This is a genomic window from Synechococcus sp. RC10B2 (assembly GCF_047502635.1).
Window position 1 is genome coordinate 25,347 of the sequence record NZ_JANSHO010000006.1, and the last position, 17,878, is coordinate 43,224.

General features: G+C 60.4%; 17 protein-coding genes. 5 read left to right on the top strand and 12 right to left on the bottom strand.

Features of this window, described 5'->3' with window-relative positions:
- Positions 1 to 100: 100 nt before the first annotated feature.
- Positions 101 to 1,369, top strand: a complete 1,269-nt coding sequence (locus NW855_RS00650) for an esterase-like activity of phytase family protein (RefSeq protein ID WP_099812978.1) — start codon at positions 101 to 103, stop codon at positions 1,367 to 1,369.
- Between the two features lie 91 nt (positions 1,370 to 1,460).
- Positions 1,461 to 3,194: an ABC transporter permease gene (locus tag NW855_RS00655; protein ID WP_099812977.1), complete on the top strand. Its 1,734-nt coding sequence runs from the start codon at positions 1,461 to 1,463 to the stop codon at positions 3,192 to 3,194.
- Between the two features lie 115 nt (positions 3,195 to 3,309).
- Here NW855_RS00655 and NW855_RS00660 read toward each other — a convergent pair whose 3' ends face one another.
- The 8 genes from NW855_RS00660 to NW855_RS00695 form a co-directional block, all read right to left on the bottom strand.
- Positions 3,310 to 4,254 carry a F0F1 ATP synthase subunit gamma gene (locus NW855_RS00660; protein WP_011430926.1) on the bottom strand — a complete coding sequence of 315 codons (945 nt, stop codon included), beginning with the start codon at positions 4,252 to 4,254 and terminating at the stop codon, positions 3,310 to 3,312.
- Positions 4,255 to 4,299: 45 nt separating this feature from the next.
- Positions 4,300 to 5,820, bottom strand: coding sequence for a F0F1 ATP synthase subunit alpha (gene atpA, locus NW855_RS00665; protein ID WP_011430927.1), 1,521 nt, complete (start codon positions 5,818 to 5,820; stop codon positions 4,300 to 4,302).
- A gap of 59 nt (positions 5,821 to 5,879) precedes the next feature.
- On the bottom strand, positions 5,880 to 6,428 hold the full coding sequence (gene atpH, locus NW855_RS00670; protein WP_011430928.1) for an ATP synthase F1 subunit delta: 549 nt from the start codon (positions 6,426 to 6,428) through the stop codon (positions 5,880 to 5,882).
- Positions 6,429 to 6,444: 16 nt separating this feature from the next.
- On the bottom strand, positions 6,445 to 7,005 hold the full coding sequence (locus tag NW855_RS00675) for a F0F1 ATP synthase subunit B (protein WP_414402408.1): 561 nt from the start codon (positions 7,003 to 7,005) through the stop codon (positions 6,445 to 6,447).
- A gap of 35 nt (positions 7,006 to 7,040) precedes the next feature.
- Positions 7,041 to 7,514 (bottom strand): F0F1 ATP synthase subunit B', encoded by a 474-nt coding sequence (locus NW855_RS00680; RefSeq protein WP_011430930.1) that lies wholly within the window; start codon positions 7,512 to 7,514, stop codon positions 7,041 to 7,043.
- Positions 7,515 to 7,608: 94 nt separating this feature from the next.
- Complete coding sequence (atpE, locus tag NW855_RS00685; protein WP_011430931.1) at positions 7,609 to 7,854, bottom strand: ATP synthase F0 subunit C; 246 nt, start codon at positions 7,852 to 7,854, stop codon at positions 7,609 to 7,611.
- 229 nt (positions 7,855 to 8,083) lie between these two features.
- Complete coding sequence (gene atpB, locus NW855_RS00690; RefSeq protein ID WP_011430933.1) at positions 8,084 to 8,830, bottom strand: F0F1 ATP synthase subunit A; 747 nt, start codon at positions 8,828 to 8,830, stop codon at positions 8,084 to 8,086.
- A gap of 5 nt (positions 8,831 to 8,835) precedes the next feature.
- Positions 8,836 to 9,387, bottom strand: a complete 552-nt coding sequence (locus tag NW855_RS00695; RefSeq protein ID WP_228375272.1) for an ATP synthase subunit I — start codon at positions 9,385 to 9,387, stop codon at positions 8,836 to 8,838.
- A 345-nt stretch (positions 9,388 to 9,732) separates the two neighbouring features.
- Here NW855_RS00695 and NW855_RS00700 point away from each other — a divergent pair, with 345 nt between their 5' ends.
- Positions 9,733 to 10,317 carry a DUF3177 family protein gene (locus NW855_RS00700; protein ID WP_099812974.1) on the top strand — a complete coding sequence of 195 codons (585 nt, stop codon included), beginning with the start codon at positions 9,733 to 9,735 and terminating at the stop codon, positions 10,315 to 10,317.
- Positions 10,314 to 10,628: a hypothetical protein gene (locus NW855_RS00705; protein ID WP_099812972.1), complete on the top strand. Its 315-nt coding sequence runs from the start codon at positions 10,314 to 10,316 to the stop codon at positions 10,626 to 10,628. Before NW855_RS00700 ends, NW855_RS00705 begins: the two co-directional genes overlap by 4 nt.
- 13 nt (positions 10,629 to 10,641) lie before the next feature.
- On the opposite strand, the gene gpmI is transcribed toward NW855_RS00705, so the two are convergent.
- The 4 genes from gpmI to mnmE all read right to left on the bottom strand — a co-directional run bounded on the left by gpmI (position 10,642) and on the right by mnmE (position 15,017).
- Positions 10,642 to 12,234 carry a 2,3-bisphosphoglycerate-independent phosphoglycerate mutase gene (gene gpmI, locus NW855_RS00710; protein WP_414508250.1) on the bottom strand — a complete coding sequence of 531 codons (1,593 nt, stop codon included), beginning with the start codon at positions 12,232 to 12,234 and terminating at the stop codon, positions 10,642 to 10,644.
- Positions 12,235 to 12,451: 217 nt separating this feature from the next.
- Entirely contained in the window at positions 12,452 to 12,976 is a 525-nt protein-coding gene (locus NW855_RS00715; RefSeq protein WP_011430938.1) for a tetratricopeptide repeat protein, read from the bottom strand.
- A gap of 42 nt (positions 12,977 to 13,018) precedes the next feature.
- A complete protein-coding gene (gene dps / locus NW855_RS00720; RefSeq protein ID WP_011430939.1) occupies positions 13,019 to 13,519 on the bottom strand; it encodes a DNA starvation/stationary phase protection protein Dps in 501 nt (166 codons plus the stop codon).
- A 118-nt stretch (positions 13,520 to 13,637) separates the two neighbouring features.
- Positions 13,638 to 15,017, bottom strand: a complete 1,380-nt coding sequence (mnmE, locus tag NW855_RS00725) for a tRNA uridine-5-carboxymethylaminomethyl(34) synthesis GTPase MnmE (RefSeq protein WP_414508251.1) — start codon at positions 15,015 to 15,017, stop codon at positions 13,638 to 13,640.
- Between the two features lie 150 nt (positions 15,018 to 15,167).
- On the opposite strand from mnmE, the gene glgP reads away from it, so the two are divergent.
- Positions 15,168 to 17,768 (top strand): alpha-glucan family phosphorylase, encoded by a 2,601-nt coding sequence (gene glgP, locus NW855_RS00730; protein WP_414508252.1) that lies wholly within the window; start codon positions 15,168 to 15,170, stop codon positions 17,766 to 17,768.
- Positions 17,769 to 17,878: the final 110 nt, after the last annotated feature.

Consider the following 17,878-nt stretch of genomic DNA (forward strand, 5'->3'; position numbering starts at 1 on the left):
TTTTTGGCCAAACGTTGATACTCTAGGACGGCGTTGCCTCCGTTCGAGGCCGCTCGGGCCTTTTGTCTATACTTTTTCAAGGTTTCTGGAGGCTCAGCCAATGAAGCAACTGCGCACTGCAGTCTTGTTTTTGCTCCTCCCTTTTTTAACTTCTTCCTACAGCAGTAGCCCGGCAGAGGCCATTGAAAGCCTCCCCGAAAAGGCTCCCGTTCCCAAGCGGGATCTGCTTTTAACCACGGAAAACGGCGTCAAAATCTATAATGGCGGGTTTGGCTCTGGCCTTGCCTTTGATGGCCAGTACTTCTATGCTCTCACCGATCGCGGCCCCAATATCGACGGAGCTGAATCCAACGACAAGATCTTTCCTAAGCCCGACTTTACCCCTCAAGTTGCCAGATTATCCCTGGAGGGCGAGGGCTTCAAGTTAGACAAAGTCATCCTGCTGCAAGACGAAACCGGCAAAAATCTCACGGGGATCCCCAATCCATCTGATTTGGGGGGAACAGGAGAAAAAGCTTACGATCTCAGTGGCAAACAGATAGCGCCGGATCTCAAGGGCATCGATCCAGAAGGCATTGCGGTGGCCAAAGATGGCAGTTTTTGGGTTGCCGACGAATATGGACCTCACTTGATCCACTTCGACGCCAACGGCAAGGCCATCGAGTGGCTAAATCCTTTTGGGAGCGGAGTCGGTGGCAAAAAGCTGCCAGAAGTCTACAAACATCGGCGCCCCAATCGCGGCATGGAGGGGCTGACGCTGACGCCCAATCAGAACTATCTGGTTGGCATCATGCAGTCGCCGCTTTTGAACCCAAACAAAGACGTTCAAAAGACTGCGACCGTTTGCAGAATACTCTTCTATGACCTGACCACGGGCAAGTTTAGGGAATACCTCTACCCTCTGGAGGGAACAGGCACGGCCGTTAGCGAAATTGCCGCCATCACAGACACGACTTTCCTAGTCCTCGAGCGGGACGGCAAAACTCCGGGAGCCGACAAAGACGTAACCAAGAAAATCTACAAAATTGACATCTCTGGCGCTACCGATGTCTTTGATCCTGGCCCAAACGGCCGGTTGGTCGACGGCAAAACGCTGGAGCAGTTGACCCAAGAGGAAAAGGCCGCAGCAGGGATCAAGCCTGTTGCCAAAGAAGAAGTCTTTGACATCACGTCGATCCCCAATTATCTCCACGATAAGCCAGAGGGATTGGTCATTCTCGACGCAAATACTCTGGCGATAGTGAACGATGACGACTTCGGCATTGTCTCGGAAAAAGGCGTGGTTCAGGAGAAAAAGATGCCCTACCTAGACAACAAGCTAGACGAGAACATTGTCTATTTTGTTAAGTTGCCAAAGGGTTTGTTTTGAAAGAGAACCTAGCTGTCAAAAGGGGGAAATTCCCTACGGATTTCCCTTTTTTCTCAGAGCTTGCCGGAGCAGGTGTCCCTGAAAAATTGAGATGCACACAGGAACTGGGCTAAAGTTGTTGAGCAAATCTCTGCAAAAAGTTGGCTTCCCCCCTCTCAGCGGATGGGCACTCCTGACTTTAACCCTCAGCGGCCTCATCCTCCTTCCCGTCCTGACGGTGCTGCTCAGCCTCTTTGCCGATGAGCGGCAGGTTTGGCAGCACCTGGCCGACACGGTCTTGGGGCTATATGTGCGCAATACCCTGGTGATGATGGTGGGTGTGGCAGTGGGCGTTATCCTGGTCGGCAGCGGCACCGCCTGGCTGGTGACGATGTGCGAGTTTTGGGGGCGGGCCTGGCTGGAGTGGATGCTGGTGTTGCCCCTGGCAGCTCCTACTTATGTGTTGGCCTACGCCTACACGGACTTTTTGCAAGTAACCGGCGGCTTCCAGATCTGGCTGCGGCGGGTCACCGGCTGGGGCATCGGCGACTACTGGTTCCCTAACATTCGCTCCTTGTGGGGGGCGATCCTGCTGCTCGTCCTCACTCTTTACCCCTATGTGTATCTCTCGGCGCGGCTGGCCTTCCAGGAACAGTCGGTGGCCTGTTTGGAGGTGAGCCGCTCCTTGGGCTATGGGCCGTGGGCCAGCTTTTTCCGAGTGGCCTTGCCGCTGGCGCGGCCGGGGATCGTGGCCGGCTGTCTGCTGGCTTTGATGGAGACCTTGAACGACTTTGGGACGGTCAGCTACTTTGGGGTCGATACCTTTACCACCGGCATCTACCGCACCTGGACGGCCTTGGGCAATCCGGTGGCTGCCGCCCAGCTCTCGGCGCTGCTGCTGCTGTTGGTGCTGCTGCTGATGGCCCTGGAGCAATTTTCCCGCCGGCGGGCGCGCTACTATCGCCAAGGGTTCAAGCCGTCCCTCACCCGCTACCGTCTGCAGGGGATGCGGGCGGTGGGGGCGTGGCTGGCCTGTGGGATCCCGATTGGGCTGGGCTTTGTCGTGCCGGCCCTGATCCTGCTCAACATGACTCTGCGCCAGGGAGAGTTGGGCCGCCGCTTTTGGAGCTACGCCCAGAACAGTTTTCTCCTCTCGACGATCACGGCGGTGATTGCCGTCTTGGTGGCGGTGGTGGTGCTGTACGGTTTGCGGCTGCAAGGGTTCGAGCAGGCGAGATCTGTCCGGGGCCTGCGGCTGGCGGTGCGGCTGTCTTCTCTGGGCTACGCGCTGCCCGGGGTGGTGATCGCGGTGGGGGTTCTGATTCCCCTAGGGCGGCTGGATCAACTGCTGAGCGACTTGCGGCAGGTGGTACTGCAACAGCCGCCCGGCTTGGTGATCAGCGGCACCATTGTGGCGTTGGTGTTTGGCTACCTGGTGCGCTTTTTGGCCGTTGCCCTGGCCACGGTCGAGGCGACGCTAGCGCGCATTCCTCCCAGCCTGGATGAAGCAGCCCGCAGCTTGGGGCAGGGATCCCTGGGCACCTTGCTACGGGTGCACCTGCCCCTGATGGGAGGCGGGATCCTGGCGGCGATGCTGCTGGTGTTTGTGGATGTAATGAAGGAGCTGCCGGCAACGATGGTGCTACGCCCCTTCAACTTCGATACCTTGGCCGTCCACACCTACCGCATGGCTGCCGACGAACGGCTGGCCGAGGCCGGCGCTCCTGCCTTGGCGATTGTCCTGGTGGGGATTTTGCCGGTGATCCTGCTCAACGCCCAGATAGCCCAGCGACGCAATCTAGGCTCCTCAAATGAAATGAAACGTCTCCCTACTCCCCTCTCCTAGAGGGAGAGGGGTTGGGGGTGAGGGTCGCGGCGCGAGGCGCTTGGCTTTTCTGGGCTAGAGAAGGCTGCCCTCTATGCGTCAGCTTGAGTGCAGGAGTGGGTCACTGGAGGGAAGTTTACAGGGCCTCAGCCCCGGCAACTACCTCCAGGATCTCCTGAGTGATGGCCGCCTGCCGAGCTTTGTTGTAGGCAAGGCCCAGTGTGCGGATAAGCTCGGTGGCGTTGTCGCTGGCGTTGCTCATGGCCGTCATGCGGGCCGCCAACTCGCTGGCCGCTGCTTCCTGCAAAGCCCGCAACAACTGGTTATTCAAGTACAGCGGCAGCAGCGCGTCCAAAATCTGCACCGGATCCTGCTCGAAGATCATGTCCGGCGGCGGAGCGGAAACAGCAGCCACGATCTTGCTGCGCTCGACGGTGAACTCTCCCCCGCGCACCAGAAGGTTAAAAATCTCGTCGTCGCGGGCAGCCAGGCGCGTGGGATCCAGAGGAAGCAGCGACTGCACCACTGGCCGCGAGCTAATCAGCGAGACAAAGCGAGTGTAGATGAGCTCCACCTTATCCACCTTCTCGGAGAGGAAAGCGGAGAGCAGCTCATCCCCAATTTGAGCAGCTTCAGCGGCAGTGGGGATCTGGGACAGATTCACGTAGGTCTTGGCGATGGGGGCAGAGCGGCGCTGAAAATACTGCACCGCCTTGCGGCCCACCAGGTAAAGCCGCACCTGCTGCCCCGTCTCCTGCAGCTCGCGCACCCGCTCCTCGGTGCGCTTGATAACGTTGGCATTGTAAGCGCCGCACAGGCCCCGATCCCCGGCCACCACCAATAGGCCCACGGTCTCAATGGGCCGCTGCTTCAGCAGGGGCAGGTCGACATCCTCCAGCCGCAACCGCGTCTGCAGGCGGTAGAAAACCTGGGCCAGGCGATCGGCAAAGGGACGGGTGGCCATCACCTGCTCCTGAGCCCGTCGCACCCGCGCCGCGGCCACCAGGCGCATGGCCTCTGTAATCTTGCGGGTGTTCTTCACCGCCTTGATGCGGTCGCGAATCCGCTTTAGGTTTGCCATAACCGATCCTCTCTGCTGTGGTCACTGGATGGGGATCCCCGGCAACTAGGCCGCCTTGGCCAGGAAGCTTTGCTTGAACTCCGCGATGGCGGTTTTCAAGATCTCTTCCGCCTCGTCGGTAAGCTGCTTGGTGGAGAGGACGATCTCGCCATACTTGGGATGGGCGGTGCCCAAGTAGGACAGCAGGCCCTGCTTAAAGCTGGAGACTTTCTCCACCGGAATGTCGTCCAAATACCCCCGCGTCCCGGCGTAGATGATGGCCACCTGCTGATCCAAAGACAGGGGCGAGTACTGCGGCTGCTTGAGGATCTCCTGCAGCCGTTGGCCGCGGGCCAGTTGCTTCTGGGTAGCTTCGTCCAGGTCGGAGGCAAATTGGGCAAAGGCTTCCAGGTCGCGATATTGCGCCAGTTCCACCTTGATCGAGCCGGCCACTTTCTTCATCGCCTTGGTCTGGGCTGCCGAGCCGACGCGGCTGACAGAGATGCCGACGTTGATGGCCGGGCGAATGCCGGCGTTGAACAGATCCGACTCCAGGAAGATCTGCCCATCGGTAATGGAGATAACGTTGGTGGGAATATAGGCCGACACGTCGTTGGCCTGGGTTTCCACAATCGGCAGCGCCGTCATGGATCCCTCGCCCAGCCGGCTGTTCAGCTTGGCGGCCCGCTCCAGCAGGCGCGAGTGCAGATAGAACACATCTCCTGGGTAGGCTTCCCGTCCAGGTGGGCGCCGCAACAGCAGCGACATCTGCCGGTAGGCCACCGCCTGCTTGGACAGATCGTCGTAGACCACCAGGGTATGCTTGCCCTGGTACATGAAGTACTCGGCGATGGTGGCGCCGCAATAGGGGGCCAGCCACTGCAGCGGGGCCGGGCTGTCGGCGCCGGCAGCCACCACAATGCTGTAGTCCATCGCCCCTCGCTCGCTCAGGATGTTCACCACCTGGGCGATATTGCTCTGCTTCTGGCCGATGGCCACATAGATGCAAATGACATCCTGTCCTTTTTGGTTGAGGATGGTGTCGACAGCAAGGGTGGTCTTGCCGGTTTGGCGGTCGCCGATGATCAGCTCCCGCTGGCCCCGCCCGATGGGGATCAGGGCATCGATGGCGGTGATGCCAGTCTGCAGGGGCTCGTAGACGGAGCGGCGATCGACGATGCCAGGGGCCGGCGACTCAATGAGGCGCGTCTCGGTGCAGTGAATCGGCCCTTTGCCATCGATGGGATTGCAGAGGGGATCCACCACGCGGCCCAGCAGGGCTTCTCCCACCGGGATGCTGGCAATTCTGCCCGTGGCTTTGACGATAGATCCTTCTTGGATGTTGCGCCCGGAGCCGATCAGCACCGCGCCGACGTTGTCTTCCTCCAGGTTGAGGGCAATGCCCACCGTGCCATCCTCGAACTCCAGTAGCTCGCTGGCCATCACCTTCTCCAAGCCGTAGATGCGGGCAATGCCGTCCCCCACCTGCAGGACGGTGCCGACATTGGAGATCTGCATCTCCTGGTTGTACTGTTCGATCTGTTGCTTGATGATGGTGCTGATCTCGTCTGGGCGAATTGTAGGCATGGCAGTCCTCTCGAGGGAATGGGAAGGGATCCAAAATTAAGGAAAAACGCTCGGCCAATCTAGGCTAACTGCAGCGCCAGCCGGCGCAACTGGCCGCGCAGGCTAAGGTCGATCACCTGGGATCCAATCTTAATGATCACTCCACCCAGCAACGTGGGATCTTGGCTGGTCTGGAGCTCCACGCCGCTGGCTTGTGTGAAGTCCCTCACCCGCTCGCGGATCGACTGCTGTTGCGCCTCGGTCAAAGGTACCGCTGTGGTCACCTCGGCCAGGACGATATTTTTGAGCTTCCGCTGCAGCTCCAAGAACCGCTGGCAGACGGCCCCGAGGAACATAATACGGCGACGGTCGCTCAACAGCTTGAGCGCGTTCAGCAGCAGCGGGTGGATCTGGTCGGCAAACACCTGCTGCAACAGGTTTTTCTTGGCTTCCGCCTTGACCAGGGGACTGGCGAGGAATTGGCCCAGCTCCGGCGTGGCCTGCACAACCGCGGCAATGAAACGGATGTCGGCCTCAAAGGTATCCAATAATCCCTGCGCAGAGGCCAGCGAAACAAGGGCTTCGGCGTAGGGATCCACCACTCTGGCGGCCATGGTGCTGCTGATCATAACTTCCCCTTTCCTCCTAGCGGGCAATCATCTGGATCCCCCGTTCAATCAGGCGCTGGTGCACCTGCTCGTTGAGGTGTTGCGGCAGCTCCTGCTCCACCTTGCTCAGGGCTTGGCGCACGATCTGGCGGCGCAGCTCCTGGAGAATTTGCTCTTGTTCGGCAGAGAGATCCCTTTCGGCGTTGGCGCGCAGCCGCTCGATCTCCCCCTCCGCCTGCTGCAACAGCTCCTGCCGGCGGGCTTCCGCATTGGCCTCCGCCTGTTTGCGAATGCGCTCCGCCTCCTGCTGAGCCTGCGCCAGCTTTTGCTGCTCCTCCGCCAGCCTCTCGATCGCCTCCTGCTTGCGCTGCTCCGCCTGGCGCAGCTCCTCGAGGATGCCTTCTCGCCGTTTGGCCAGAGCTTCCCCCACCACCCGGCGGCCCAAAATGTACAGCAGGCTGAGGATGATGGCGATGTTGATTAAGTTGCTTTCCAGAATCGCATCCAGGATCCCCTTTTCTGCAGAACCCTCAGTGGCTTCCGTCACCGGCTCGGCAACGGCCAAAAGCCAAGCGGGCACAAGGCTCCACACCAGCATCACGCGCTACTCCAAAGGAATGTTCAACTGGCCACTTAACGGGCGCTGCCCAACAGCTTCTCGGTGATCTGGGCGGCAATGGCATCCACTTGCTGCTGCAGTTGTTCGAGCGCCGTCTGCTTTTCCTGCTCGATTTGCCGCCGCGCCGCCTCCAGCTTAGCTTGGATCTCCGCCTGGGCCGCCGCCAGCTTCTCCGAACGGATACGGGCCGCAGCCGCTTCCGCCTCGGCGATCACCTGCTGCGCCTGGAGGCGGGCCTGGCCGATCTCAGCCTCGTACTGGCGGGTCAGGGCCATCGCCTTGTCCAGCCGCTCCTGGGCCTCCGCCTGGGTGGTGCGGATGTAGTCGTTGCGGCTGTCGATAACCCGAGTAACCGGCTCGTAGAAGAGGGAGTTGAGCACGGCCACCAGCAACAGAAATTGGACGGCAATGATGGGCAAGGTGGCGTCGAGATCGAAGAGGCCATTTTTCTCGGCAGCTTCAACGGCCAACAGGGTTGAACAGATCATGGGGCCGCACCAACAGAAACGGGATCCAACATCGAACAAGGCAGGGGGCGAACCGGCGCAACAGAGCTATTGATCCGGGCCGCCCCCAGAGACATCAGGCGAAGGGGTTGGCGAACAAGAGCACCAGCGCCACCACCAGGCCATAGATGGTCAGGGCTTCCATGAAGGCCAGGCTAACCAACAGGTTGCCGCGGATTTTGTCTTCTGCTTCCGGCTGACGGGCCAGCCCCTCCATGGCAGCGGCAGCAGCATTCCCCTGGCCCAGACCCGGGCCCAGGGATCCCAGGCCAATTGCCAGAGCGGCAGACAACACAGAAGCAGCAGAGGTTAACGGATCCATAGCAAGATGCTCCTTGTCGTTACAAAACAGATGTTGACACGAACGCAACAGCGTCTTGAGCTTGAGGTGATCTGACCGGAGTAGTCGAGCCGATCGCCTCTTTGTCGGCGGCCTCCAGGCTCAAGCCCTCGGCCCCAACAAACCTTACCAGAGAAGGGATCCCTTGCGACGACCTTTGAAGGAGAGGGGGCGTTGAACTGGGTAGAAGTCCCCACCTTCCCTCCGCAGGTCAATCGTGGTGATCCCCACCCCCATGACCTTCCAGCGCCTCTCCAATGTAAGCGGCCGAGAGGGTGGAGAAGATCAAAGCCTGAATGGCCCCCGTAAACAGAAATAGGATCATCACCGGCACCGGGATCAACAACGGCACCAGCAACACCAACACCGCAATCACCAGCTCTTCTGCCAAGATGTTGCCGAACAGACGGAAACTCAGGGAGAGGGGCTTGGTGAAGTCTTCCAGGACGTTGATGGGCAACAGAACTGGCGTGGGCTCGATGTACTTCTTAAAGTAAGACAGCCCTCGCTTGCTGATACCGGCCACGAAATACATGACGCTGGTGAGCAGCGCCAAGCCGGCGGTGGTGTTGATGTCGTTGGTGGGAGAGGCCAGCTCTCCTTCCGGCAGGGGAATCAACTTCCAGGGGAAGAGATTGCCCATCCAGTTGGAGACAAAAATAAACAGGAACAAGGTGCCAACGTAGGGCACCCAGGGCCGGAAGTTTTTCTCACCAATCTGGGCACGGGCAATGCTTTGGACAAACTCCAGGGTGTACTCGATAAAGTTTTGCAGACCAGCGGGCTCCCGCTGCAGTTGACGAGTCCCCAACAGCACCACGGTCAAGATCAGGGCGATGGCAATCCAACTGGCAATCAAAACTTGCCCGTGAACCGTAAATTTGCCCAGGTGCCAGTAAAGGTGATGACCAACCTCAAGTTCTGCTACCAGAGGAGGAGCGGAGAAGAACAGGTTCATGAGCATCACGCAGAAGAAGATAAACGGGTCAAGGTCTGAACAAGATAAATCAGCAGGGTGACCTTGTAGGTCATGAACCCCAAGAAAATGGGCAAAATCTGCAAAGACTTCACCTGGGTGGCCAGGACGATTAGCCCGACAAACAAAGCCAAACGCGTTACCCCCAGTCGGCTGCGACTTTTGCCCAGTTCCGCGACGCCGCGGCCCAGCATGCGCAGATAGACTACGCCGACGATTGCCCCCAGCAAATAATTGGCAGCCACCGCCGGCGAGTAAACCAAAGCCACCCCCACCGCAATGGCCAGGCTCACCCCCAAGGTGACCAGCACCAACCATAGCTGCAGTGCTTCATAGCTCCTGCCAGCCGTTGTCGCCTTCTCCCGCAAATCCGCTTTGCCCGGGGCAAGCGACGGCTGCAACGCACTCTGGCAGCCCAGACCCGCCTCCTGCTGTGGCGGAGGCGCCGCCTCCTCCAGGGGCGGCAAAGGCTTAGGCTTCCACGGGGTCGCCTTCCAACGGGCAGGACTGTGGGAGAGGAGTCGGGAAGAACGTGCCATGGGAATGAGGTCACCACCTCTGAGGATCTGGCCTTAACCCAAAATAACACGACTAAGTAACAATACTTAACGAGTTGGGCGAGGCCAGGGCGGGATGGAACCTTGCAACTATCGCCTCGAAAGACGACTAGCCCTTCGACAGACGGAGATGTTCCTCTAAGAATTTACCACCTTCGTGGATCGGCAACGGCAAAAATGGAAAACTTTCTGAAAGACCGCGGATGTAAAGTTTTGCCTGGGGTGGCTGAGAAGCTGCAATCTTCTGTTACCTCCTGTTGTTTTGAGGTGGATCCCGCCGATTCTGTTGCTCTATATACTATGGGGCAGTGAGAAGAAAGGGCGAGGATGATCCCAGTGAGTTGGCTGGTCAAGGCGATCTGGGTGGACTACAGCTTGGCTGTAGCGCTGACGGTGGTGCTGCCGTTGGCTCTCCTAATTTGGGCCTTTGCGGTGGGGTTGCGTCCTCTGATTCAGCTCTTGATCGTCTACTGGCGGGTATCCAGCCTATTGGCGGTGACGGTGTATTTGATGATCGGCGGTCTGCCCATCAGTTTCTTGAGCGGGGCGATGGCGCGGCTGTTGATCCCAATGGGTCTGTGGTTCTGGCAGGATTGGAGCACTGCCCTTGAGCAGTCGAGAAGCGGGGCGGCGCGAGCTTTTTTGCTCTGGCGCTGGATCTTGACTGGCTACATGGGGATTGGGATCCTCTTTTCGGGGGCCTTTGTGCCCTGTGCCTTCCGGGCTTCCCTATCGGCAGAGTGTCGAGCTTGGTTTGAGCCGCCGCTGGGGTTTCGAGAAATTTTCCATCCCAATGTGCCGCCGGAGCTGCTGGGGAGCGTGGGGGCCTGGGGCTTGGTGGCCTACCTGCTCTACAGCGTCTACTTTGTCTGGCGGCTGCGGCCTGGCGCAGACAGGGGGGAGCTGGCATGAGTGCTCTGCCCTGGCCGCTGGCTCTGGAGCGCTACAGCCAGGCCCACCCCCAGGAGGTGCTGCGGGTGGAGGTGGAAAGCGAGGGGGAAGCTGATTTGGTGCTGATCTACCGTGGCTATAGCTGCTCCCTGCAGCGGGCTACGCCCCCCGATCCAGAAGTGGCGGTGATCCCTCCCCAGGCTCGCTTTTTGCAACTGGAGCGCCTGAGCGCTCCTTATCACCCTGAGCGCTCGCAGGTTTTGGCCCTCTACCGAACCTGGGAGGAGTTGAGGGCTTGGCTGATCCAAGAAGGGATCCCCGTGGCCGAGTGAGCAATTCCCGGTCTCAGCGCCCCACTGGACTGGGCTGGCGCTGCAGGATGGTGTATTCTGCCGGCTGCAGAAGAGATTGCCCTGTCATCTCGGGGGGCTGAGGCAGGCCTAGGATCTCGAGCAGGGTGGGGCCGACATCGGCCAGGGTGCCGCCAGAGCGCAGCTTGACATCGCCACCGCGACCAGGGATCTTGCGCCTTTCCCCCTCCACCAGGATGCAGGGCACGGGGTTGGTGGTGTGGGCCGTCCAAGGGTTGCCCTGCTCGTCCCACATCTGCTCGGCGTTGCCGTGATCCGCAACGATTAAGGTGGTTCCCCCCACGTCCACCACCGCCGCCAGCAGACGGCCCAGGCAGCGATCCACCGTCTCCAGCGCCCGCACCGTGGCCTTGAAGTTGCCGGTGTGGCCCACCATGTCGGGGTTGGCGTAGTTGAGCACCACCAGGCTGTATTCGCGGCGGGCGATAGCTTCGATGGCTTTGTCGGTCACCTCCACCGCTGACATCTCCGGCACTTGGTCGTAGGTGGCCACCAGCGGGCTTTGAACCAAGATGCGATCTTCGCCGGGAAAGGGCTGCTCAATGCCGCCGTTAAAAAAGTAGGTGACGTGGGCGTACTTTTCCGTCTCGGCAATGCGCAATTGCTTGAGGCCGGCCTCGCTCACCACTTGGCCCAGCAGGTGATCCAGGTTCTGCGGCTTAAAAAGCACCTGCACCGGCAAGGTCGGATCGTACTGGGTCATGGTGATGAAGGTGAGATCCGGAATCAGACGGCGCTGAAAACCGGAAAAGTCGGGACAGACAAAAGCTTGGGTAAGCTGGCGGGCGCGATCCGGGCGGAAATTGAAGAAGATGACCGCATCTCCCGACTGCACCGCCCCCGGAGCCAAGCGAGTGGGGGGAATAAACTCGTCGGTAATATCCTGGGCGTAAAAGTCTTCCATCACCTCGGCGGCGCTGCGGCCACAGCCAGGGCCGTCTTCCGTCAGGATCTCGTAGGCCTTCTGGGTGCGCTCCCAACGGCGATCCCGATCCATGGCGTAGTAGCGGCCGCTCAGGGTGGCGATGACGCCGCTGCCCAGCCATTGCAGCTCTTTTTCCAGAGCGGCCAGAACCCTGGCTCCATCGCGGGGCAAGGTATCGCGGCCATCGGTGATGGCGTGGACATAGGCAGGGATCCCCGCCTGGGCTGCCAGCTTCAGCAAGCCGTAGAGATGGTCGATGTGGGAGTGAACCCCCCCCTCAGAGCAGAGGCCAATGAAATGAAAACGGCCCCCCTGCTCCTTGAGCCGATGACAAACCTCCACCAAGAGGGGCTCGTGAAAAAGGGATCCCGTCTCGATGGCGTCGCTGATACGCACCAACTCCTGCGGCACCACCCGCCCCGCCCCCAGGGTCAGGTGGCCCACTTCTGAGTTGCCCATTTGCCCTGACGGCAGGCCCACGGCTCGCCCCGAAGCTTGCAGCAGGGTATGGGGGTAGGTAGCCCATAGGCTGTCCACGACAGGGGTTCGGGCGGCCAGCACCGCATTGCCCTCAGGGGCTTCGCGATAACCCCAGCCATCCAGGATTACCAGAACCACAGGTGCCACCGATTGTGCATCCATGAAATGGCCTCTCTTTTTTTAAGACATAATACCAGCCCAGGCAATACGATACCGAATCCTCCATTCCCTCTCAAGATTTCACCTTTCTTGTGAGGGGAAAAGAAGCAACTCCAATAGTCGGGATTGAGCAGCTACCGCCAATCGATAGGCGAGCTGCCATAAGTATTTATACATATTTATACATATCTGCGCAGACATCTACCCAGATAAAACACGGTCAGCCGCGGGGGCTGGGCCGCAAACGTTTGCGCAGGGACTCGGCGCGGCGCTTGGCAATGGCATTCTTCGGATCCAGTTGCAGCACCGTCTCGTAGGCCTCGAGGCCAGGGCCGTAGAGATTTTTCTTCTCGTAGGCATGGGCCAGATTGTTCCAAGCGGTTACATAGCCGGGATCCGCTGCCACCGCGTCTTTGTAGTAGCGGATGGCCAAGTCGTATTGCCCCTGGCTGAAGTAGGCAAAGCCGAGGGCGTTGCAGACGGGGGGAATGTTCTCCCCAGCCACCTCTAGAGCTTTTTTAAGCTGGACGATGGCCTGGTCGTAGAGGCGCTTTTGCAGATAGACGCTGCCCAACTCGTAGTGCTCCTGCGGGGATCCCTTGCCTTTGCTCAGGCGGGGCTGGAGCTGCCGGATGACTCTTTCCTGGGCCCGTATCCGCAGCACCTCGCGCAGGACGAAGTAGCCCACCACGCTGAGGATACCGGCCAAAGCCACCAGGTACAGGAGGGGAGCGTTGACGCCCATTTTGCCTATCCCGCTTGCCTCTTCAGATTTGCCTTGCCAGCGTTACGCCTGCAGGTGAGCCTCGATCAACCAAAGATCTTTGTCGATCTGGCGCGAGATCTCGGTAAACAGGTCGGCGGTATCGGCGTCCCCCAGTTCGGTACTGCGGTCGATGTTGCGGCGCACCGAAGCGGCATACTGGCCGTAGCGGGCCGCCAAAGCCTGCAGGTGAGCCCGGCCGTCTTCAGCCGTCAGGTCGTACTCCGGCAAGGCTGAGGTTTGGGCGACGATGCGGGCCGTGCCGCGGGCAATGCCCCCCAAAGCTGTAACCCGCTCCGCCAGCATGTCCACGTAGTTCTCCAGAGTGCCGGCAAAGGTGTCGAACATCTCGTGCAGGGCGATGAAGTTCATGCCTTTGACGTTCCAGTGGGCCTGCTTCACCTGAGTTTTCAAATCCAGCGTGTCCGCCAAGGACTGGTTGAGCAGCTCCACCAGTTGCGCGCGGGCCTCCGCCGGCAAGTCGATCTGGGTGGGGTAGAGACGGGTTTTTGCGGCGGTAACCATAGCCAACCTCCTAAGTTGTGTTTCCATTATCTGGGATCCGCCTCGGCTCTGGGGCCTGCTGATTCCCGACTGAGTCCATACTAACACAAACTCGGAATGAGTATGAGTTAGCAAGCGCTTACTTGCCGATGCAGAAGCGGCTGAAGATCTGATCCAGCACCGCTTCGGAGATCTCCTCGCCGGTGATTTGGCCAAGGGCGTGCAGGGCGCCGCGCAGGTCGATGGTCCAAAAATCGAGGGGGAGCTGCGCCTGCATAGCCTGAACGACTTGTTCCAGGCTGGCTTGGGCCTGGCGGAGGGCGGCGGCCTGGCGTTGGTTGAGGCTCACCTCCAGGTTGGGCTGGGGCCGCCCCTGAGTCACAAGCTGCTCCAAGGCCTCTTCCAGCTCCGGGATCCCTTGGCCTTGGGCGGCGACGGCGGGGACGCGGTAGGCGATCTCGGGCGGGAGGCGGATCTTGTCGGCGGGGGCGAGGTCGGTTTTGTTGATCACCAGGATGAGGGGGCGGTGGCGGATGGACGCGTAGATGGCGGCGTCGGCATCCGTCCAGCCGGCCTGGGCGTCGATGACCAGCACCAGCACATCGGCAGCCTGGGCTAGGCGTTGGGAGCGCTCCACCCCCAGCCGTTCCACCGGATCTTCGGTGGCGCGGATGCCGGCAGTGTCCAGCAGTTGAACGGGGATCCCTTTCACCACCAGGTGGGATTCCACCACGTCGCGGGTGGTGCCGGGCAGATCGGTGACGATGGCCCGATCCTGTCCTGACCAGGCATTGAGCAAGCTGGACTTGCCCACATTGGGCCTCCCGACAATGGCCACCTTCACCCCGGTGCGCAGCAGTTGTCCCCGTTCTGCCGTGGCCAGCAGAGCTTGGATCTGGGTTTGTATAGCTTGGAGCCGGGCCTGCCAAGCAGCAACGTCCAAGGGGGGCAGATCCTCTTCAAAGTCGATGCGAGCCTCAATTTCTGCCAATAAACCCAGCAGCTCCTGGCGCAGGGCGCGAATGGATCCCCCTAACTTACCCTGCAAGCCTGCTAGGGCCATCCGGGCCGCCTGAGGGGAGCGGGCCGCCACCAGATCGGCCACACTCTCGGCCTGGGTGAGGTCAATGCGGCCATTCAGAAAAGCGCGCAGGCTAAACTCCCCCGGCTGGGCCAACCGCGCCCCCTGCCGCAGGCATTGTTGCAACGTGGCCTGAACCACCATGATGCCACCGTGGCAATGCAGCTCTGCCACATCTTCGCGGGTGTAAGAACGGGGGGCCTGCATCCAAACAGCCAGCGCTTCGTCTAGGATTTGGCCTTTCTCGTCGCGGATCCAGCCGTAGAGGAGCCGATGGCTCTCCCAGACTGCGTTGCGGCGGGCAGGGGTAAAGATGGCTTGGACAATGGGAAGGGCTCGTGACCCGGAAAGGCGCACAATCCCCACGCTGCCCTGTTCAGGCACCACCGCAGTGGCAATGGCAGCGATCGTATCGGCCAGGGGCGCAGTCGGATCCATCCCAAATAGAGCCCTGAGGGAGTTCGAGCAGCCGTTGGATTACAGCTCGGCATCCACTGGATTACAAATCGACATTCAAGTTAAAAAGCCACGCCCTCAGGCTGAGGGCAAGGTAGCCTGACAGTGGAAACAACGCTCCTCCCAGTCTTTATGAAGCCGCTACGCACGTTTAAGGTCACTCCCTACCTGCCTACTCCGCTGGAAAGTCTGCGCTTGTTGGCTTACAACCTGCATTTTAGTTGGAACGTAGAAACCCGCAGCCTATTCCGGCGCATGGATCCCGATCTGTGGGATGCCTGTGCCCACAACCCGGTGGCTCTTCTGGGTCGGATCCGGCAGGAACGGCTGGATGAGTTGGCGGAGGATCCCGGCTTTTTGGCCCAGTTGGAACGGGCCAGCCAACAACTGCAGAGCTACCTGCAGGAGGACACTTGGTATCGCAAGTATCGTTCGGCCCAAGCGGTGGAGGGGGAATGCTATGCCTATTTTTCGGCCGAGTTTGGTTTGGCGGATTGTCTACCCCTCTACTCAGGCGGCTTGGGGGTTTTGGCCGGGGATCACCTCAAGGCGGCCAGCGACCTGGGCTTGCCCCTGGTGGGCGTGGGCTTGCTCTACCAAAAGGGGTATTTCCGCCAGTACCTCAACCCCGACGGCTGGCAGCAGGAACGCTACCCAGTTAACGATTTCTTTAACATGCCCCTGGAGCTGCAGAGAGATGCGGAGGGCCGCGAAATTCGCATTGAGGTGGATTATCCCAACCGCAAGGTGTTCGCCCGCATTTGGAAGGTGACGGTGGGGAGGGTGCCCCTCTACCTGCTGGACACCAACATCGAGCCCAACAGCCAGTACGACCAGGACATCACCGATGAGCTGTACGGCGGCGACCAGGATGTGCGCATCCACCAGGAGATCATGTTGGGGATCGGCGGCGTGCGGGCTTTGCGCGCCCTCGGCATCCATCCCACCGTCTACCACATGAACGAGGGGCACTCGGCTTTTTTGGCGGTGGAGCGCATCCGCCTGTTGATGGTGGAGCAGGGGTTGAGCTTTGAAGAAGCCTGGCAGGTGGCCAAGTCCAGCCAGATGTTTACCACCCACACGCCGGTACCTGCCGGGATCGACCTGTTCCCGCCCGACAAAATCGACTACTACCTCGGCTTCTACTACAGCCAGATGGGCCTGAGCCGGGAGCGCTTTTTGGCCCTGGGCCGCGAAAACACCGGCGACTTTCAATCCCCCTTCAGCATGGCAGTGCTGGCCATCAACATGGCCTCGTTTGTCAACGGCGTCAGCAAGCTGCACGGGTCGGTCTCGCGCAAGATGTTCAGCCGCCTCTGGCCCGAGATCCCGCTGGAGGAAGTGCCGATTACCTCCATCACCAACGGGGTGCATGCCCGCACCTGGGTGGGGGAAGAGAACCAGGCCCTCTACGATCGCTACCTGGGGCCGGATTGGGCGGAGGCTCCCCCCTCGGATCCCCTGTGGCAGAAAGTGGATCGGATCCCGGATGGGGAGCTGTGGCGGGCCCACGAGCGCAGCCGCTCGCGCCTGATCAACTTCGTTCGCGAGCGCCTGGTGGAGCAACTGCAAAAGCGGGCGGCCTCAGCGGTGGAAATTCAGTGGGCCTCTGAAGCCCTCAACCCGGAAGTGCTCACCATTGGCTTTGCCCGCCGCTTTGCCACCTACAAGCGGGCCACCCTCTTGTTTCACAACCTGGAACGGCTCAAAGCCTTGCTCAACCATCCCCGCTACCCGATGCAGTTTATCTTTGCCGGCAAAGCCCACCCCCGCGACAACCCCGGCAAGGAGCTGATCCGGCAAATTGTGCAAGTGTCGCGCCAGCCGGAGTTTCGCCAGCGGCTGGTGTTTATCGAAGACTACGACATGTACATCACCAGCCTGCTGGTAGCCGGGGTGGATGTGTGGCTAAACACCCCCCTGCGCCCCCGCGAGGCCAGCGGCACCAGTGGCATGAAGGCGGCGGCCAACGGCGGACAGAACCTGAGCATTTTGGATGGCTGGTGGGATGAGGCCGATTACTACCAGACCGGCTGGCCCATTGGCCGCGGCGAGGAATACGAGGATCGCGCCTACCAAGACGAGGTGGAGTCCAACGCCCTCTACGACCTGCTGGAACAGGAGGTTGCCCCTCTGTTTTACCAGCGCGGTAGCGATGGCCTGCCCCACGCCTGGATTCGGCGCATGAAGCAGGCCATTCAGCTCAACTGCCCCCGCTTTAGCACCCAGCGCATGGTACTGGAGTATGCCGAGCGGGCCTACATTCCCCTCAGCAACTACTTCGACCGCATGCGCCGCGATAACTTCGAGTCGGCTCGCCAGTTTACCCGCTGGCGCAGCCATCTGCAGGAGAACTGGTACAACATTCGGGTTGTCAATGTCCAGGTCGAACCCCCCAAGAAAGCTTCCGCCGCCGGCCTCCCCTCGGCGCAAAACGACCAAGTGGTGATGGCCCGCGATCCCCTCACGGTGACCGTTGAGGTGCGGCTGGGATCCCTGCAACCCCAGGATGTCATCGTCCAGGCCTACCAGGGGCCGGTGGACGACAACGGCCAGATCCGGAACGGCCAAGCAACCCCCCTGCGCTACGTGGAGACGGTGGAGGATCGGGCCATCTTCTCCGGCCAGATTCGCTACGAGGCCAGCGGCTTGCAGGGGCTGGCCATCCGCCTGCTGCCCTTTCATCCTGACATGCACGATCCCTATGAGCTGCGGCTGATGCTCTGGGCCTAGAATGTCCGTTCCACCCAAAAGGGAGAAGGAAGGGGAACAGCAGGGATCCCCTTCCTATGCGGATCCAGCCTGAACAAGAGAGACTCCCCAAATTCGTGCGGATGGGTGTT

What these genes read in the sequence shown, in the direction of transcription:
- NW855_RS00650 (WP_099812978.1), top strand. Translation starts at nt 101, where the DNA reads ATGAAGCAACTGCGCACTGCAGTCTTGTTTTTGCTCCTCCCTTTTTTA.
- NW855_RS00655 (WP_099812977.1), top strand. Translation starts at nt 1,461, where the DNA reads ATGCACACAGGAACTGGGCTAAAGTTGTTGAGCAAATCTCTGCAAAAA.
- NW855_RS00660 (WP_011430926.1), bottom strand. Translation starts at nt 4,254, where the DNA reads ATGGCAAACCTAAAGCGGATTCGCGACCGCATCAAGGCGGTGAAGAAC.
- atpA (WP_011430927.1), bottom strand. Translation starts at nt 5,820, where the DNA reads ATGCCTACAATTCGCCCAGACGAGATCAGCACCATCATCAAGCAACAG.
- atpH (WP_011430928.1), bottom strand. Translation starts at nt 6,428, where the DNA reads ATGATCAGCAGCACCATGGCCGCCAGAGTGGTGGATCCCTACGCCGAA.
- NW855_RS00675 (WP_414402408.1), bottom strand. Translation starts at nt 7,005, where the DNA reads ATGCTGGTGTGGAGCCTTGTGCCCGCTTGGCTTTTGGCCGTTGCCGAG.
- NW855_RS00680 (WP_011430930.1), bottom strand. Translation starts at nt 7,514, where the DNA reads ATGATCTGTTCAACCCTGTTGGCCGTTGAAGCTGCCGAGAAAAATGGC.
- atpE (WP_011430931.1), bottom strand. Translation starts at nt 7,854, where the DNA reads ATGGATCCGTTAACCTCTGCTGCTTCTGTGTTGTCTGCCGCTCTGGCA.
- atpB (WP_011430933.1), bottom strand. Translation starts at nt 8,830, where the DNA reads ATGAACCTGTTCTTCTCCGCTCCTCCTCTGGTAGCAGAACTTGAGGTT.
- NW855_RS00695 (WP_228375272.1), bottom strand. Translation starts at nt 9,387, where the DNA reads ATGGCACGTTCTTCCCGACTCCTCTCCCACAGTCCTGCCCGTTGGAAG.
- NW855_RS00700 (WP_099812974.1), top strand. Translation starts at nt 9,733, where the DNA reads ATGATCCCAGTGAGTTGGCTGGTCAAGGCGATCTGGGTGGACTACAGC.
- NW855_RS00705 (WP_099812972.1), top strand. Translation starts at nt 10,314, where the DNA reads ATGAGTGCTCTGCCCTGGCCGCTGGCTCTGGAGCGCTACAGCCAGGCC.
- gpmI (WP_414508250.1), bottom strand. Translation starts at nt 12,234, where the DNA reads ATGGATGCACAATCGGTGGCACCTGTGGTTCTGGTAATCCTGGATGGC.
- NW855_RS00715 (WP_011430938.1), bottom strand. Translation starts at nt 12,976, where the DNA reads ATGGGCGTCAACGCTCCCCTCCTGTACCTGGTGGCTTTGGCCGGTATC.
- dps (WP_011430939.1), bottom strand. Translation starts at nt 13,519, where the DNA reads ATGGTTACCGCCGCAAAAACCCGTCTCTACCCCACCCAGATCGACTTG.
- mnmE (WP_414508251.1), bottom strand. Translation starts at nt 15,017, where the DNA reads ATGGATCCGACTGCGCCCCTGGCCGATACGATCGCTGCCATTGCCACT.
- glgP (WP_414508252.1), top strand. Translation starts at nt 15,168, where the DNA reads ATGAAGCCGCTACGCACGTTTAAGGTCACTCCCTACCTGCCTACTCCG.